Source organism: Paraburkholderia kirstenboschensis (assembly GCF_904848585.1).
Lineage (GTDB): Bacteria > Pseudomonadota > Gammaproteobacteria > Burkholderiales > Burkholderiaceae > Paraburkholderia > Paraburkholderia kirstenboschensis.
The window spans coordinates 32081-47277 of sequence record NZ_CAJHCR010000006.1; the positions used below are offsets into that span (position 1 = coordinate 32081).

Genomic DNA, 15197 nt, shown 5'->3' on the forward strand with positions numbered 1-15197 from the left:
CTGAATGACCCCATGGCAAGCAGGGAGGCCCGGATGAACCTTCATCTACATAATGCCGACGTCGTGACGATCATCGCGCTCGCGCTGTTGTGTTCGCTGCTGCTGGCGCTGCGTTTTCGTCCCGCCACCTGGAAAGGCATTGTTGTCGAGGCACTGGCGGCGAACGCGGCGGCCATTACGGCTGTCATCGCGTTCGAGATGCTGGTCGCCTGACGCTCGGACCGCGCCTCGCGGGCCGGCTTTGCGCCAGGCCGCCAGCTCAACGATAGTAATAGCCGTGATGGTGGTAGTAGCCTCCACCGCCGTAGTAATAGCCCGGCGCCGGCGCGACAACGCAGCCGCCAAGCAGGGTTGCGAGCACGGTGCCGGCGATCAGAGTCAGGAGCAGGCGTTTCATGTTGTTCTCCGTCGAGTCAGGTTCGTTCGAGAAAATCTCGAATGACTCGATTGAACACGACGCGCGGCTGCCAGAACGTTGCCAGTTGTAAGGGAAGATCACGCGTGTGTTACACACGTTCGCCGACTCGCGCGACTCGACCGGACACATGGCAACGCACGCTCACGCCAGATGAAAACACCGCCTATACTGACTTGAACATGTCGGCCGGTGATGCGCCTTGAGGGTGTTGCCTTGTGGCCCTCCTTAAGACAGGCGCGGCGTCGGTCCAGCGCGGTTTGCGAGCGGCACTCACGCCCACATTCACCAACTACCGGGGCGCGCGCAGCAGGCGCGACCGCTCCGGCAACCAACGAAAAGCGACAGATTTAACAACCGTGTAATGGGCGATTCATGCGTCGCATGGTTGCGCAGCAAGCCGAATCCTCTTCGCCCGACGTTCCCCGACGCGGGCGTTTCCAGGGGCGTCACGTAACAGTGCCGGTTGCATAGGCACTCTGCGCGTGACGCCCTTTTCTTTTGAGCAAACGATTGCCGGCAGAAGCTGCGCTCAAGCCGCAGCGGAGCCCTGCCCAGCGGCGGCGGGCGGCTTGCTGTGCACGTAGTCGATGGCATCGAGCACGGCGCTGATGGGCGGCACCGAAAGGCCGTCGCCGACCGAGATCGAGCGAAACGGTGCTTCCACGCCGCAATGCTCCGGCGACGTCGCCACGAAAACCATCACAGTGCGCTTCAGCAGTGCATGTGCGAGGTGGACGAAACCGGTGTCCGCGCCGACCACCAGCGAGCATGCGTCGATCATTTGCGCGATTTCGGTCACGGTCATCTTCGGCAGAACTTTCGAGCCTGGCACTTGCGCGGCGATCTGCTCGGCCTCGATGCGCTCGCCTTCCGAACCCCAGGGCAAGACCACGCGGAAGCCGCGTTGGGAGAGCTCGGTGCCGACCACCGCCCAGTGCGAGACCGGCCATTTCTTGTCGTCTTTCGACGTCGCATGAAAAAGCGCGGCGACTGGCGCGCGCTCGCCTTCGAACGGCGGTCTTACGGGCTCCGGCAACTTCAGGTCGTAGACAGGCGGGCCCTCTACTTCGTAGCCCAGGGCCTCGCCCGCGCTGATACGCATGCCGTGCCACGCATTGCATTGCGGACGCGGACCGAAGCGCCCCGTGTACGCAAACGCGGCGCCGCGCTCGCCCAGGTCCTGAGACTGATAGCCGATGCAACGCGACGAGCGGGCCAGAAACGCGATGATCGCGCTTTTGTACACGCCGTGAATGTCGATGATGTAATCGTAGCGATACGCACGCAGCTCCGCGATGGACGCCGCGATCGCCTTCAAGTCGGCCCACCGGCGCGCTTTCTTGAAGCGCCGCAGCGGCGCGAACAGCACGCGGTCGATGCCCTTGCACCATTGCGCCACTTCGGCGAATGCTTCGTCTGCGGCCCAATCCACTTGAACGCCAGGAAACGCGCGTTTGATGTCCGCCACGACGGGCAGCGCTTGCACGATATCGCCGAGTGAGGTGACCTTGACGATAAGGACTCGCTTCATTGAGGACCTTTGGTTGTTCAACGTCAAGGTATTTTAGCCGACGAAAGGAATAGTCTTTGCTGAACCGGGCAGTGCGACCGCCGGAAAACAATACGGCGTCTTACATCGTGCGCCTTACAACATGCCTTTTTACTCTATTTCACAAGGCTTTCATACGGTTTTACGTTTTCCGCACGCTTTATACTTCACCCTTTGCACATCCAGATCTCATGTCGCGAGCGCAACCTCTTCTTTCATCCGGGATCGTGCGTCGCGCGAGACGTCTTTGGCGCCAGTACGGCATTTTCTGGCTCGGCGCGATCGCGGTCGGGCTCGTGGCGGTGCTCTATGCGCGGCTCATAGACTGGGGCTACGAGGAATTCCGGGCGGTGCAGCGCGAGCATGTATGGGCGCCGCTCATCATTACACCCGCGGTGGCCGCGCTCGCCGTGTGGCTCACGCGCAAGTTCTTTCGCGGCGCCGAGGGCAGCGGGATTCCTCAGGTGATCGCCACGCTTCATTCCAAACCCGGCGAATATGGCGCGCGGCTGCTGTCGTTCCGCATTCTGGTCGGCAAGATCGCGGTGTCTTTTCTGGCGATTCTCGGCGGATTTACGATCGGCCGCGAAGGGCCGACCGTGCAAGTGGGCGCGGCCCTCATGTTCAATCTGCGCAGGCTTTATCCGCGTTCGAATGCGCTGATCGAGCGGCAACTGGTGCTGGCCGGCGCGGCGGCGGGTTTGTCGGCGGCGTTCAATACGCCGCTCGCCGGTATCGTGTTCGCCATCGAGGAGTTGACGCGCAGTTTCGAAGCCCGCGCGAGCGGCGTGCTGATTACTGCCATCATCATTGCCGGTGTGATTGCGCTCGGACTGAACGGCAACTATACGTACTTCGGCACCATTCAGATCGGCGCGCACTTTCCCAATCTGCTTGCGCTCGCGGTGCTGCTTACGGCCATCATTACGGGTATTGCGGGCGGCGTGTTCTGCTGGCTGCTGCTGAACACCGCGCGCTGGATTCCCGCGCCGCTGCGTCAATTGCACGGCGAGCGGCCTGTCGTGTTCGCCGCGCTGTGCGGCTTCGTGATTGCGGGAGTCGGCTTGGTTTCAGGCGGCACCACGTTCGGCAGCGGCTATGCGGAAGCACGCGGATTGCTCGACGGACACGAACAGCTGTCGGTGTTCTATCCGTTCCTCAAAATGATTTCGATGGTCGGCTCATATCTGCCCGGCATTCCGGGCGGCATCTTCGCGCCATCGCTGTCGATCGGCGCAGGCTTCGGCAATCTGCTGCACATGGTGTTCGGCTCCATGCAACTGCCGATGCTGATCGCCCTCGCCATGGTCGGCTATCTGGCCGCGGTCACGCAATCGCCGATCACGTCTTTTGTGATCGTGATGGAGATGATCAACGGTCACGCGCTCGTGATTTCGCTAATGGCCACCGCGCTCATTGCGAGCCGCGTGTCGCGCTTTTTCGCGCCGCCGCTTTATGAGGCGCTTTCCGAGCGCTACATGGCGCCGCTGCCGGGCCCGGCGCCCGCTCCGGTGCCGGAAGTGCCCGCGGTGGATGCGCCCGAAGTCGACGCATCGGAGCCGGTGGCGGAAGTGATCGACGCGGATCGCTCCAACGAGCCGTCTGCGGACAGTTCTGCTGATACCTCCGCTCGCACTTCAGCTGACAAGCCAACTGATAGACCAGCTGATAGACCAACTGAAGGCGGCTCGCCCACACCTCGTCCCTGACCTGAGCTCGCCGACGTTCGTTCGCGGCGCGCTTCAACACGCGCCGAGCCCACCTCGCCCAGCGAGCAGCGGGCTTATAAGGTCTGCGGAATCTCTATCTTGACCTCGAGAACCTCGAGGTCGTCCTGGCGCTCGAGACTCACGCGGATGTCGTCGTCCGAAATCCGCACGTACTTCGAAATCACGGCTACCAGTTCGCGTTGCAACGCAGGCAGATAATCGGCGGGAGCATGACCGCCGGCGCGCTCGTGCGCGATGATCAACTGCAGGCGTTCCTTCGCTACCGACGCGGATTTCTTCTTCTCGCCCAGCAAAAACGAAAGAATCGACATAACGTGCGCTCCCCTTACTTGGTGCCGAAGAGGCGCTGCAGCAGCCCGGGCTTCTGGTAATCGGTAAAGCGAAGCGATTTCTGCTCGCCGAGAAAACGCGATACGACGTCTTTATAAGCTTCGGCCACGTCGGTGCCGTCGAGATGCACAGCCGGCAGACCCTGATTCGACGCGTGCAGCACCGCTTCGGATTCCGGGATCACGCCGATCAGGTCAATGCGCAGGATTTCCTGGATGTCGGTCAGCGACAGCATCTCGCCTTCGCTCACGCGCTTCGGGTTGTAGCGCGTGATCAGCAGGTGTTCCTTGATCGGCTCCTTGCTTTCGATCGCGCGCTTGGTTTTCGATGACAGGATGCCGAGAATGCGGTCCGAGTCGCGCACCGACGACACTTCCGGGTTCGTCACGATCAGCGCTTCGTCAGCAAAGTGCATGGCGAGGAGCGCGCCCGATTCGATACCGGCCGGCGAGTCGCACACGATGTATTCGAAGTCCATCGCGATCAGGTCGTTGATGACCTTCTCGACGCCTTCCATGGTCAGCGCATCTTTGTCACGCGTTTGCGAGGCCGGCAGGATGAAGAGGTTCTCGCACTTCTTGTCCTTGATCAGCGCCTGGTTCAGATTGGCTTCGCCCTGAATCACGTTGATCAGGTCGTACACGACGCGGCGCTCACAGCCCATGATGAGATCGAGGTTGCGCAGGCCGACGTCGAAGTCGATCACGGCGGTCTTGCTGCCACGCAATGCGAGGGCCGATGCAAAACTCGCGCTCGTGGTCGTCTTGCCCACGCCACCCTTGCCCGATGTCACCACAATGATTTTTGCCATTACCCTTACCTTGTGTTCGTCAAATTCGTCAATTATGTGCGGCCATATTTCGCCCCGGACGCCGCGCGCCGTCAACGTTCAGCGCAGCGGATCCGACAGCGCTTACGTGAGCCGCAATGGTTCGATCATCAACTTTTCTTCTTCGAGCCAGATCTGCACCGCCTTGCCGAGTACGTCGGCCGGCAGCGGGTTCTCGGTCGTCCGATAGATGCCCGCGATCGAGATGAGTTCCGGTTCGAGACACGTGCAGAAAATGCGCGCGTCGTGATTGCCTTGCACGCCCGCGAGCGCACGGCCGCGCAACGGCGCGTAGATATGGATATTGCCTTCAGCGATGACTTCCGCACCGTAGCTCACGAGCCCAAGCACGACGAGATCGCCCTTTGCGTAGATGCGCTGGCCCGAGCGCAGCGGCTTTTCCACCACCATGGTTTGCGAAGACGTGGCAAGGCGCACGGGCTCGGCGGCTGCCGCAGGCGCGGTCTCAACCGATGCGGCTGCGGCCGCCTGATTTGCAGGCGCTGCGCTTGCGCCTGAGTTGGAGTTTGCTGCGTCGGCCATGTCTGCCGCCGATGCACCCGCCGCTTCTTCGTCAGCCGATTTCGCGGACGCGCCGCGGCGGTCGCGCGCTTCGAGCAACGGCAGCGCCGACTCCGCCGCCCATGACTGCTGCGTGTCGGCGACCACGCCGACCGGACGCATGCGCACGCTCTCGAGCAACTGTGCGATCTCGGCGAGCGGCAGGCGTTCGTTGCCGGCGAGCCGGCGCACGTCGATAGCGACGACGTCGTTAGCGAAAAATTCGGGGGTCGCCTCGAAGCGCCGGGTCAGCTCGGCACGCATGGCATCGAGGTCGGTTGTCTTGACCACAAACAGGAGCGTGTCGACGGAACCGCTGCGGAGTTCGAAAAAGGGCGATTTCTTGGGCGACATAACGTTCGGCAAAAATTTTGCGTATTTTACAGGCGTCCGCGCGCGCGGCGAGATTTTTTGCCGGACAACGAGCGGCTGGATATTCACATGCGCTCGCGCGGAAACGATCGGAGCGCGCCGCACATGAACGGGCGAGGCGGGAACGCTGCTGAGGATGCGAAGGGGATACGGATGGAGATGCCGATGGAGATGCAAAACGGGCGGCAGACTGTTGCGCCGCTCGATAGATCACCGGTCAACTGCTGGCGACGTGGACGGCACGTGGCGAACAAGCAGACTTTCGACCTGCTCGGGCGCACGCACGACGCGCCGATGTTCGCCTGTAGGCCCGAAACCGAGCGCTTCGTAAAAGCGCATCGCGTTGCGATTCGAGTCGGCGACCCAGGCGTAGATCTCGTCCGCGCCTTCCTTGGCGAGCCAGCCGCTAGCCGTATCGACCAGTAACTCACCGCCGCGCAGATGCCGGACCGCAGGCGCCACCCACAGTTCGCACACGAATGCGCGGCGCTCCGCCGCTTCTTCGAAGTGCGCTTCGACCAGTCCGGCCGGATGACCCTCGGTGTAGAGAATGAAAGTGCTGATGGCGAGAGAAACCGCGTGTTCTGCGGCGACGACGTCGAAGCTGGCGGCGTCCGCGGACAACGCGTCTTCTAGCGTTGCGCCGAACGCATAGGGCGCCTCACGCAGGGACGCGGTACGGAGTTCGCGAAAAACGGCGCCCTGATCAGCGGCGATACGGCGAACGGTCAGTGACGGACTCATGCAGACGAAAACCCCTTGAAACCTTAAGCCGTAGCTTTAACCGAACCAGCGCGAGAGTCAATTCATTCTTTGCCGGGCGATCTTATCGCGCAAGCTGGTTCACGCAAAGCGCGCAGGGAACCCTGAGCATGTCGCGCGCCCGGCGCCGTGCGCGTCGACGTCATGCGAAGCGTGTTTGCCTCACGGTGCTGCGTAACTGCCGGTGCCGTCCGGCCAGGGCGTGAGGAGTTCGTAGCCGTCTTCGGTGACGGCGATCATGTGTTCCCACTGCGCCGACAGCGAGCGGTCCTTCGTGACCACCGTCCAGCCGTCGCGCAACACCGTGGTGCCGGCGCGGCCCGCGTTGATCATCGGCTCGATCGTGAAGACCATGCCGGGCTTCAGACGCACGCCTTGCCCCGGCTGGCCGTAATGCAAAACCTGCGGGTCTTCGTGATAAACCTTGCCGATGCCGTGGCCACAATAGTCGCGCACGATCGAAAAGCCGTCGCGCTGCGCGACCTTCTGGATCGCGTGGCCGACATCGCCAAGCGTAGCCCCCGGCTTCACTTCGCGGATGCCCGCGAGCATCGCCTCATAGGTCGTGTCGACCAGTTGACGCGCCACCGTGCTCGGCTGGCCGACGCAATACATGCGGCTCGTGTCGCCGAAGTAGCCGTCTTTGATGATCGCCACGTCGATATTGATGATGTCGCCGTCTTTCAGCACTTCGCTGCGGTTCGGAATGCCGTGGCAAACCACCTGATTGACCGATGTGCACACCGTCTTTGGAAAACCCAGATAACCGACGTTGGCCGGAATCGACTTTTGCGTGTTGACGATGTAGTCGTTGCACAGTGCGTCCAACTCGTCGGTGGAGACACCGGCCTTCACGTGCTCGCCGATCATGGCCAGCACGTCGGCCGCGAGGCGGCCCGAGATACGCAGCTTGGCAATGTCGTCAGGAGTCTTGTAGGTAATGGCCATGTATGCGGTCGATGGGTTCGAAGGGAGGTCGATGTTCAATCGAACGGCCAATTGTACAGAGGATCGGCGTGGGGGCCGGGTAAAGCGGGGGGGGGTGGAGAACTCGTCGTGCGAAGACAATCGTATGGCGTGCGAGCAGAGCAAATTAGCAGAGCGTATCGAAGCACTCAAGAAGCACTCAAAGATGGCTGAAGAATTCGCCCCTTGCGCTGGCTCACCGAGCACAATAGCAGCGCTATTCTTCCAGTTGCGGGGAACAACGGTTCGACAAACCCCATATGGAGCTCAGATACGAAGCGAAAATCTCGTAGTCGATAGTGTCGTCTGCGATCGCAACCATGGCTTCCTCGAGCTCTGGCGTCCGAGGAATTTCGAAGCCTTCACGCTCGAGATAGGTCAAGCAGCAGGTAAGTCCAGTGCGTTTGTTTGCGTCGTTGAACACGTGGCCTTTGGCAATTGCCACAGCGTACATGGCGGCGATGCCGAACACGTCGTCGAGACCATTGTAGTGTGCGTGATTCTCGATGCGCTGCAGAGCCGCCTCTACTCCGCCCCGCCCGCCTGCGGCATAACCCGCCAGGCCGCCTAGCTCCGCGAGAATTTCATCGTGAATGGTGATGACGTAATCGAGGTCGAGCACTCACCGATCCTTTAGCGCTATCAGGACCTCGCGGTGCTCCGAGATGACCCTGCGTGCGGAGCGCAGCACGTCCGTTTTTTCCTTTTCAGTGGCGACGCTGACCGATGCTTTCGGACGCACCATTACTCGCGGCGCTAACTGAACGCCGTACAACTCGGTAATATGTTTTTTCTCGGCCATGTTGCACCTCCAGAGCCCATTAATCGGTGCAGCGAATCTCGGAATCGCTAGCTTGGCGTCCGTACTAATGGCGAAAACCGCACTTGGTTTCAGCAGCAAGCTTAGCACTTGCGATATAGAAACGAAAACAGGCCCCGAAGGGCCTGTTTTCTGAATTTGGCGGAAAGGGTGAGATTCGAACTCACGGTACCCCTAAAGGTACACCGGATTTCGAGTCCGGCGCATTCGACCACTCTGCCACCTTTCCGTGTTTTCCGACTTGCCACAACGAGGCGGTTTTGTCAGATCCAAGCGGGTCGCTGCTTGGGAGAGAAAGATTATAGAACAGCTGAATTGGATTTCCAAGTACCTCGCCAAAAAAATTTCGACGAGACCCGGCGATCAAACCATGCTGTTGCGTCCGCCCAAAGCGAATCAGGCCGCCGGGACTTCCAGCCGCTCGACGCCGCCAAGGTACGGCCGCAGTGCCGCCGGCACCGTAACGGAGCCATCGGCGTTCTGGAAGTTCTCGAGCACGGCCACGAGCGTGCGACCCACCGCAAGACCCGAACCGTTCAGCGTATGTACGAGTTCCGGCTTGCCTTGCGCGTTCCGGTAGCGCGCCTGCATCCGGCGAGCCTGGAACGACTCCGTGTTCGAACAACTCGAAATTTCGCGATAGGTGTTCTGCGCCGGCAGCCAGACTTCGAGGTCATAAGTCTTTGTCGCTGAGAAGCCCATGTCACCCGTGCACAGCGTGATCACGCGGTACGGCAATTCGAGCTTTTGCAGAATCGTCTCGGCGTGGCCGACCATCTGTTCCAACGCGTCATACGACGTTTCCGGCGCCACGATTTGCACCATTTCAACCTTGTCGAACTGATGCTGACGGATCATGCCGCGCGTGTCGCGTCCATACGAACCCGCTTCCGAGCGAAAGCACGGCGAATGTGCGGTCAGCTTGATCGGCAACGCGCCGGCTTCGACGATGCTGTCGCGCACCGTGTTGGTCAGCGAAATTTCCGACGTGGAGATCAGATACTGCGTGACCGTGTTTTCGCCGCCGCCCTTCTCGACGCGGAACATGTCGTCCGCGAACTTCGGCAGTTGGCCGGTGCCGTACAGAATTTCCGGATTCACGATATACGGCGTGTAAATCTCCGTATAACCATGCTGCTGCGTGTGCGTGTCGATCATGAACTGCGCGAGCGCGCGATGCAGCCGCGCAATCTGCCCGCGCAGCATCGTAAAGCGCGCGCCCGACAGCTTGGCGCCGGTCTCGAAATCGAGGCCGAGCGGCGTGCCCACATCCACGTGATCCTTCACTTCGAAATCGAACTGACGCGGCGTGCCCCAGCGGCGCACCTCCACATTGTCCGTTTCGTCGCGTCCTGCCGGCACGCTCTCATGCGGCAGATTCGGCACGCCGAGCAGAAGATCTGACAGACGTTTTTGAATGTCGTCCAGCTTCGCCGCCGACGCCTTCATCTCGTCGCCGATGCCGCCAACTTCCGCCATCAGGGCCGAAGTGTCCTCGCCCCGCCCTTTCATCGCGCCGATCTGCTTCGACAGGCTGTTGCGGCGCGCCTGCATTTCTTCGGTGCGGGTCTGGGTGTCGCGGCGTTCCGCTTCGAGCGCGGTGAAGGCCGCCACGTCAAGGGTATAGCCGCGGTCGGCGAGGCGTTTCGCGACGCCGTCGAGGTCTTTGCGCAGCAACTGGATGTCGAGCATGGGATGGGGCGGTATTCGTTGTATGAAGGTGGGATTTTAGCGCACCGGCGGCACCGGCCAGGCTCAACCCTTCTTGGGCTTGTTCTCGTTGCGCCACTGCGCGTCGAGTTCGGCAAGACGCGCCATCTTGTCGCCGATCTTGCCTTCGAGGCCGCGCGGCGTCGGCGTGTACCAATGCGGATCGCGCATGTTCTCGGGCAGATACGTCTCGCCGGCCGCGTATGCATCCGGTTCGTCGTGTGCGTAGCGATACTCGTGGCCGTAGCCGAGTTCCTTCATGAGCTTCGTCGGCGCGTTTCGCAGATGCACCGGCACGCCACGCGACTTGTCCTTGCTCACGAAGCGGCGCGCTTCGTTGTACGCGTTGTAGCCGGCATTCGACTTCGGCGCGACGGCCAGATAGATGATCGCCTGCGCAAGCGCAAGCTCGCCCTCGGGCGTGCCGAGTCGCTCGTAGGTCTCGGCGGCGTCGAGCGCGATACGCGCGGCACGCGGGTCGGCAAGACCAATGTCCTCCCACGCCATCCGGACGATGCGGCGCGCCAGATAGCGCGGGTCCGCGCCGCCGTCGAGCATGCGGCAGAACCAGTAGAGCGCGCCGTCCGGGCTGCTGCCGCGCACCGATTTATGCAACGCGCTGATCTGGTCGTAGAACGCATCGCCACCCTTGTCGAAGCGGCGCAGATTCTCGGCGAGCGCGCTGCCGAGCAACGGGCCGTCGATCTCCGTGGTCTTCTGCTGGGAAGCCGCGCGCGCGACGATTTCCAGGTTGTTCAGCAGCTTGCGGCCGTCGCCGTCGGCGGAACCGATCAGCGCATCGCGCGCTTCGTCGGTAAACGTGAGGCCGCCGAGTTCCTGTTGCGCGCGCTCGAGCAGCTCGCCCAATTCTTCCTCGGTGAGACTTTTGAGCACGTACACCGCGGCGCGCGACAGCAACGCGCTGTTCACCTCGAACGACGGATTCTCCGTGGTCGCGCCTATGAATACGAAGAGCCCCGACTCCACATGCGGCAAGAACGCGTCTTGCTGACTCTTGTTGAAGCGATGCACTTCGTCGACGAACACGAGCGTCTGATGTCCGTTCGCGCGATGAATCTGCGCGGTCTCGACCGCCTCGCGGATATCCTTCACGCCGGACAGCACCGCCGACAACGCGATGAACTCCGCGTGGAACGCGTCGGCCATGAGCCGCGCGAGCGTGGTCTTGCCGACGCCCGGCGGGCCCCAGAGGATCATCGAATGCGCTTCGCCGGATTCGAATGCGACCCGCAGCGGCTTGTTCGGGCCGAGCAGATGCTTCTGGCCGATCACTTCGTCGATATTGCGGGGCCGCAGGCGTTCGGCGAGCGGGACATTGGCACGGGTTTCTTCGAACATGACGTTTTGGGGATAATCTCGGCTTTTCCGGACGCGGTCCGCGCGATGGTCCGTGTGTTGGTCGGCCTGGAGGCGGCATGCTGCCGGACGAGAGCGCAAAACCCGCACGCGCAAGGCGCGAGGCGTGGGAAACGTCCTGCATTATGACAGTGACCGAGCGAGAACGAGCGCGGCGCATCTTGAACACGCACGCGAACTCGCATACAAGAGCAACCGAAACAGCAACAGCAACAGCAACAGCAACACGACTCAGGGACAACACCCGATGGCACAAGATCCACTCGCCGGCGACGCCGGTTCCACCTACGCGCCGCTCACGCCGGTGCCCGACGCGCGCCGCGCCTTCCGTACCGGCGACGCGTTCGCGCTCTGGTTCTCGCTCGGCATCGGCCTGCTGGTCGCGCAAGCCGGCGCGCTGCTAGTGCCGGGACTGTCGCTGCCGCACGCGTTGCTGGCCATCGTGATCGGCAGCGCGATCGGCGTGGTTCTGCTGGCTCTCGCGGGCGTGATCGGCACGGACACCGGGCTCGCGGCGATGTCCTCGCTGCGTCCGACGCTCGGCGTGCGCGGCGCGTCGGTGCCGGCTGTGCTGAACGCCGTGCAACTGGTCGGCTGGGGTTCGTTCGAAGTGATCGTCATGCGCGATTCCGCCGATGCGCTCGCCAAGCAGGCGTTCGGTCTTTCGATGCCGCTCGTCTGGACCGTCGTCTTCGGCTTGCTCGCGACGCTGCTCGCGATCAGCGGTCCGCTGTCGTTCGTGCGGCGCTTTCTGCGCACGTGGGGCATCTGGCTGCTGCTCGCAGGCGCGGCATGGCTCACATGGAGTCTGCTCGCGCAGCACGACCTGAGCGCGATGATGCGCCGCCCCGGCACTGGCGAGATGTCGTTCGGCGGCGCGATCGACCTGGTGGTGGCGATGCCGCTTTCCTGGCTGCCGTTGATCGCGGACTACACGCGCTTCGGCCGCCGCGCCGGCGACACGTTTCGCGGCACGCTACTCGGCTACGGCATTGCGAACATCTGGTTCTATGCATTGGGCGCGATCTACGGTCTGGCCGCCGGTGGCGGCGACGCGCTACTCACAAGCGCGCTCGCGCAAGCCGGCGGCGGGCTCGCATTGCTGCTCATTCTGATCGACGAAGTGGACAACGCATTCGCCGACATTCATTCGGCAGCGGTGTCGACGGGCACCTTCTGGGCGCGCGGCAGTGTGCCGATGCTGTCGGCGGCATTCGGCGCGCTGTGCACGTTGATCGCGCTGCTTATACCGATGGCGAAGTATCAGAACTTCCTTTTGCTGATCGGCTCGGTGTTCGCGCCGCTTTTCGGCGTGGTGCTGGTCGATCACTTCATCGTGCGCAAGCGCCGTATAGAAGCCGCCGTGCTCGCCGACGTGCGCGGCCGTTACGGCTTTTCGGGCGGCTGGCATCTGAGCGCGTTCATTGCGTGGGCGATCGGCATCGCCGCTTACCAGGCGATCAACCAATGGCTGCCGAACCTCGGTGCGACGCTGCCCGCGCTGGTGATCGGCGCGGTGTGCTATCTCGCGTTCGTGTCGACGCGCAAAACCGCTTACGCGTGAGCGGGTCAATTCGCCGTCGTTAAAGAAAAGGCCTGCATTTGCAGGCCTTTTTTGTTGTGGCCGCCGCGCCTCGCATCGCAGCGGATGGCGACAAAGCTCAGCGAGCAGCAGTCCGGTACTCGACGCCCGGCAGCACGCACAACAACTCGAACGCGAGGTTCGCGGCGAGCAGCGCCGTCGTGCCGAACGGATCGTACGGTGGCGCCACTTCCACCAGATCGCATCCGACGATATTCAAGCCGCGCGCGCCGCGAATGATTTCGAGCGCCTGCGGAACAGTCAGCCCGGCGATTTCAGGCGTGCCGGTGCCGGGCGCAAAGGCCGGATCGATACCGTCGATGTCGAACGTGATATAGACCGGGCCGTCGCCCATGCGCTCGCGCACGCGTGCCATCAGCGGCGCAAGCGACTGGTTCCAGCATGCCTCGGCCTGCACGACCTCGAAGCCCTGATCGCGGCACCAGTCGAAATCTTCTGCCGCATAGCCCGTGCCGCGCAGACCGATTTGCACAACGCGCTCGCAGTCGAGCAGCCCCTCTTCCACCGCGCGACGAAACGGCGTGCCGTGTGCGATCTTCTCGCCCATCATCGTGTCGTTGACGTCGGCGTGGGCGTCGACGTGAATCAGGCCGACCTTGCCGTGTTTGCGATGGATCGCCCGCAGAATAGGCAACGCGATGGTGTGATCGCCGCCGAGCGTGACCGGCTTGCAATCGTGCTGAAGTATCTCGTCGTAAGCCGTTTCGATCCGCGCGATCGAATCGTGCAGGTTGTACGGATTGATCGCGACGTCGCCGAGATCGGCCACACGCAGAGAATCGAATGGCGCCGCGCGCGTTGCCATGTTGTAAGGGCGCAGCAGCACCGATTCGCTGCGAATCTGGCGCGGCCCGAAGCGCGCGCCAGTGCGGTTGGACGTGCCCAGATCGAACGGCACGCCGACGAAACATGCGTCGAATCCCTCCGCCGAGCCCACGTTCGGTAGCCGCATCATCGTGGCAATGCCGCCGCAGCGCGGCATTGCATTGCCGGACAGCGGCTGCGGCCGCTCACCGGCTTCAGGAGAAATGAAAGAGGAAGTATTCATCGTGACTCGGCAATGAAAGAAAACGCAGCAGTTGGAAATCTGCAAACCGGCTCGATAGATGCGTTGATGCATTCCGCAGGCACTCGGAACGCCTGCATGCCGGGTGAATCTCCATTCTTGAGCAGTTCTCGTCGACTTAAAATAGCCGCGCAATAACCTTTACATCGATTCACAGCGATGTATCCTGACGCATGTTCTCCCAACTCACCGACCTCGATTTGCGGCTCATCCGCGTGTTTCTGGCCATTGTGGACGCGGGCGGCGTCTCGTCGGCCCAGGCCGCGCTCAACGTCGGCCAGTCGACCATCAGCACGCAACTCGCCACACTCGAAACGCGCCTGGGGTATCGGCTGTGCGAACGCGGCCGCGGCGGGTTTCGACTGAGCGCGCGCGGCGAACAGTTCGCCGAGGCTGCTCGCGCGCTGCTCAGTGCTGTCGACAGTTTCGGCATGCAGGCGCGCAATGTGGGCCGCAAGCTCGTTGGCACGCTCGACATCGGCATGATCGGGCACACGCCCGTATCGGCGAGTGCGCGCATTAGCAACGCAATCGGCCGGTTCCGCTCGCGCGATCAGTCGGTCCGATTTTCAATTCTGGTGCGCTCGCCTGGCGAGCTCGAAGAGTTGCTGCTCAATGGCCGGATTCAGGTGGGCATCGGCTATTTCTGGCATCGCGTGCCGTCGCTCGAATACACCGAAGTGTTTGCCGAAGATCAGTTCGCGTATTGCGCGAAAGGTCATCCGCTGTTTGGTTCAGCCGGCGGCGTGTCGCCGGAGCAAGCTGCGACGCACGAATGGGCGTGGCGCAGCTATCCGTTGCCCGAAGCCGAAAGTTCGACAACGCCGCGCAACGTCACCGCGGTCGCAGACAACATGGAAGCGGTCGCCATGCTCGTGCTGTCCGGGCATCACCTCGGCTATCTGCCGGGACACTTCGCGGCGCCGTTCGTCGAGCAAGGACTGCTCGCCGCGTTGAACCCTGCGCTGATGCGCTATCGCGTCGCGTTTCATATGGTTACGCGGACACGGCAGCATCGAACGGATATCGTCGAAGCGTTCATCGACGACATGAAGGCCGCCCATGCCGTCGAAGCAAAAGCGTAACGCCCGCACCGCGTTGTAC

The 15197-nt window shown here is 62.3% G+C and carries 16 protein-coding genes and 1 tRNA gene; 4 read left to right on the forward strand and 13 right to left on the reverse strand.

Annotated features, from left to right (window positions below):
* The first annotated feature begins 33 nt into the window (after positions 1–33).
* Positions 34–213, forward strand: coding sequence for a hypothetical protein (locus JMY24_RS17880; protein ID WP_020065217.1), 180 nt, complete (start codon positions 34–36; stop codon positions 211–213).
* A 46-nt stretch (positions 214–259) separates the two neighbouring features.
* Here the strand turns inward: JMY24_RS17880 and JMY24_RS17885 are convergent, their stop codons facing one another.
* Both JMY24_RS17885 and waaC read right to left on the reverse strand, forming a co-directional pair.
* A complete protein-coding gene (locus JMY24_RS17885) occupies positions 260–397 on the reverse strand; it encodes a hypothetical protein (RefSeq protein WP_164701812.1) in 138 nt (45 codons plus the stop codon).
* Between the two features lie 550 nt (positions 398–947).
* Positions 948–1949, reverse strand: coding sequence for a lipopolysaccharide heptosyltransferase I (gene waaC / locus JMY24_RS17890; RefSeq protein ID WP_128588478.1), 1002 nt, complete (start codon positions 1947–1949; stop codon positions 948–950).
* 209 nt (positions 1950–2158) lie between these two features.
* On the opposite strand from waaC, the gene JMY24_RS17895 reads away from it, so the two are divergent.
* On the forward strand, positions 2159–3676 hold the full coding sequence (locus JMY24_RS17895; RefSeq protein WP_236597440.1) for a chloride channel protein: 1518 nt from the start codon (positions 2159–2161) through the stop codon (positions 3674–3676).
* A 74-nt stretch (positions 3677–3750) separates the two neighbouring features.
* On the opposite strand, the gene minE is transcribed toward JMY24_RS17895, so the two are convergent.
* The 10 genes from minE to JMY24_RS17945 all read right to left on the reverse strand — a co-directional run bounded on the left by minE (position 3751) and on the right by JMY24_RS17945 (position 11406).
* Positions 3751–4008 (reverse strand): cell division topological specificity factor MinE, encoded by a 258-nt coding sequence (minE, locus tag JMY24_RS17900; RefSeq protein ID WP_020065213.1) that lies wholly within the window; start codon positions 4006–4008, stop codon positions 3751–3753.
* A gap of 14 nt (positions 4009–4022) precedes the next feature.
* The gene (gene minD, locus JMY24_RS17905; protein ID WP_027799748.1) at positions 4023–4838 is read right to left on the reverse strand and encodes a septum site-determining protein MinD; all 816 of its coding nucleotides are present in this window, start codon (positions 4836–4838) and stop codon (positions 4023–4025) included.
* A gap of 102 nt (positions 4839–4940) precedes the next feature.
* Positions 4941–5771, reverse strand: coding sequence for a septum site-determining protein MinC (gene minC, locus JMY24_RS17910; protein ID WP_128594509.1), 831 nt, complete (start codon positions 5769–5771; stop codon positions 4941–4943).
* Positions 5772–5999: 228 nt separating this feature from the next.
* Entirely contained in the window at positions 6000–6533 is a 534-nt protein-coding gene (locus JMY24_RS17915) for a GNAT family N-acetyltransferase (protein ID WP_128594508.1), read from the reverse strand.
* A gap of 180 nt (positions 6534–6713) precedes the next feature.
* Positions 6714–7499 (reverse strand): type I methionyl aminopeptidase, encoded by a 786-nt coding sequence (gene map / locus JMY24_RS17920; protein WP_128591960.1) that lies wholly within the window; start codon positions 7497–7499, stop codon positions 6714–6716.
* 235 nt (positions 7500–7734) lie between these two features.
* Positions 7735–8139 (reverse strand): type II toxin-antitoxin system death-on-curing family toxin, encoded by a 405-nt coding sequence (locus JMY24_RS17925; protein WP_128594507.1) that lies wholly within the window; start codon positions 8137–8139, stop codon positions 7735–7737.
* Positions 8140–8319, reverse strand: coding sequence for a hypothetical protein (locus tag JMY24_RS17930; RefSeq protein WP_201702599.1), 180 nt, complete (start codon positions 8317–8319; stop codon positions 8140–8142).
* Between the two features lie 157 nt (positions 8320–8476).
* Positions 8477–8566 (reverse strand) — tRNA-Ser (locus JMY24_RS17935).
* Positions 8567–8733: 167 nt separating this feature from the next.
* A complete protein-coding gene (gene serS, locus JMY24_RS17940) occupies positions 8734–10029 on the reverse strand; it encodes a serine--tRNA ligase (protein WP_128594506.1) in 1296 nt (431 codons plus the stop codon).
* Positions 10030–10092: 63 nt separating this feature from the next.
* Positions 10093–11406 carry a replication-associated recombination protein A gene (locus tag JMY24_RS17945; protein WP_128591958.1) on the reverse strand — a complete coding sequence of 438 codons (1314 nt, stop codon included), beginning with the start codon at positions 11404–11406 and terminating at the stop codon, positions 10093–10095.
* Between the two features lie 265 nt (positions 11407–11671).
* Here JMY24_RS17945 and cytX point away from each other — a divergent pair, with 265 nt between their 5' ends.
* Entirely contained in the window at positions 11672–12988 is a 1317-nt protein-coding gene (cytX, locus tag JMY24_RS17950; RefSeq protein ID WP_201702601.1) for a putative hydroxymethylpyrimidine transporter CytX, read from the forward strand.
* Positions 12989–13085: 97 nt separating this feature from the next.
* Here cytX and speB read toward each other — a convergent pair whose 3' ends face one another.
* On the reverse strand, positions 13086–14075 hold the full coding sequence (speB, locus tag JMY24_RS17955) for an agmatinase (RefSeq protein ID WP_128594504.1): 990 nt from the start codon (positions 14073–14075) through the stop codon (positions 13086–13088).
* Positions 14076–14266: 191 nt separating this feature from the next.
* Here speB and JMY24_RS17960 point away from each other — a divergent pair, with 191 nt between their 5' ends.
* Positions 14267–15178: a LysR family transcriptional regulator gene (locus tag JMY24_RS17960; RefSeq protein WP_128594503.1), complete on the forward strand. Its 912-nt coding sequence runs from the start codon at positions 14267–14269 to the stop codon at positions 15176–15178.
* Positions 15179–15197: the final 19 nt, after the last annotated feature.

What these genes read in the sequence shown, in the direction of transcription:
- JMY24_RS17945 (WP_128591958.1), bottom strand. Translation starts at nt 11,406, where the DNA reads ATGTTCGAAGAAACCCGTGCCAATGTCCCGCTCGCCGAACGCCTGCGG.
- JMY24_RS17885 (WP_164701812.1), bottom strand. Translation starts at nt 397, where the DNA reads ATGAAACGCCTGCTCCTGACTCTGATCGCCGGCACCGTGCTCGCAACC.
- serS (WP_128594506.1), bottom strand. Translation starts at nt 10,029, where the DNA reads ATGCTCGACATCCAGTTGCTGCGCAAAGACCTCGACGGCGTCGCGAAA.
- speB (WP_128594504.1), bottom strand. Translation starts at nt 14,075, where the DNA reads ATGAATACTTCCTCTTTCATTTCTCCTGAAGCCGGTGAGCGGCCGCAG.
- JMY24_RS17960 (WP_128594503.1), top strand. Translation starts at nt 14,267, where the DNA reads ATGTTCTCCCAACTCACCGACCTCGATTTGCGGCTCATCCGCGTGTTT.
- cytX (WP_201702601.1), top strand. Translation starts at nt 11,672, where the DNA reads ATGGCACAAGATCCACTCGCCGGCGACGCCGGTTCCACCTACGCGCCG.
- JMY24_RS17880 (WP_020065217.1), top strand. Translation starts at nt 34, where the DNA reads ATGAACCTTCATCTACATAATGCCGACGTCGTGACGATCATCGCGCTC.
- waaC (WP_128588478.1), bottom strand. Translation starts at nt 1,949, where the DNA reads ATGAAGCGAGTCCTTATCGTCAAGGTCACCTCACTCGGCGATATCGTG.
- minE (WP_020065213.1), bottom strand. Translation starts at nt 4,008, where the DNA reads ATGTCGATTCTTTCGTTTTTGCTGGGCGAGAAGAAGAAATCCGCGTCG.
- JMY24_RS17930 (WP_201702599.1), bottom strand. Translation starts at nt 8,319, where the DNA reads ATGGCCGAGAAAAAACATATTACCGAGTTGTACGGCGTTCAGTTAGCG.
- minD (WP_027799748.1), bottom strand. Translation starts at nt 4,838, where the DNA reads ATGGCAAAAATCATTGTGGTGACATCGGGCAAGGGTGGCGTGGGCAAG.
- JMY24_RS17895 (WP_236597440.1), top strand. Translation starts at nt 2,159, where the DNA reads ATGTCGCGAGCGCAACCTCTTCTTTCATCCGGGATCGTGCGTCGCGCG.
- minC (WP_128594509.1), bottom strand. Translation starts at nt 5,771, where the DNA reads ATGTCGCCCAAGAAATCGCCCTTTTTCGAACTCCGCAGCGGTTCCGTC.
- map (WP_128591960.1), bottom strand. Translation starts at nt 7,499, where the DNA reads ATGGCCATTACCTACAAGACTCCTGACGACATTGCCAAGCTGCGTATC.
- JMY24_RS17915 (WP_128594508.1), bottom strand. Translation starts at nt 6,533, where the DNA reads ATGAGTCCGTCACTGACCGTTCGCCGTATCGCCGCTGATCAGGGCGCC.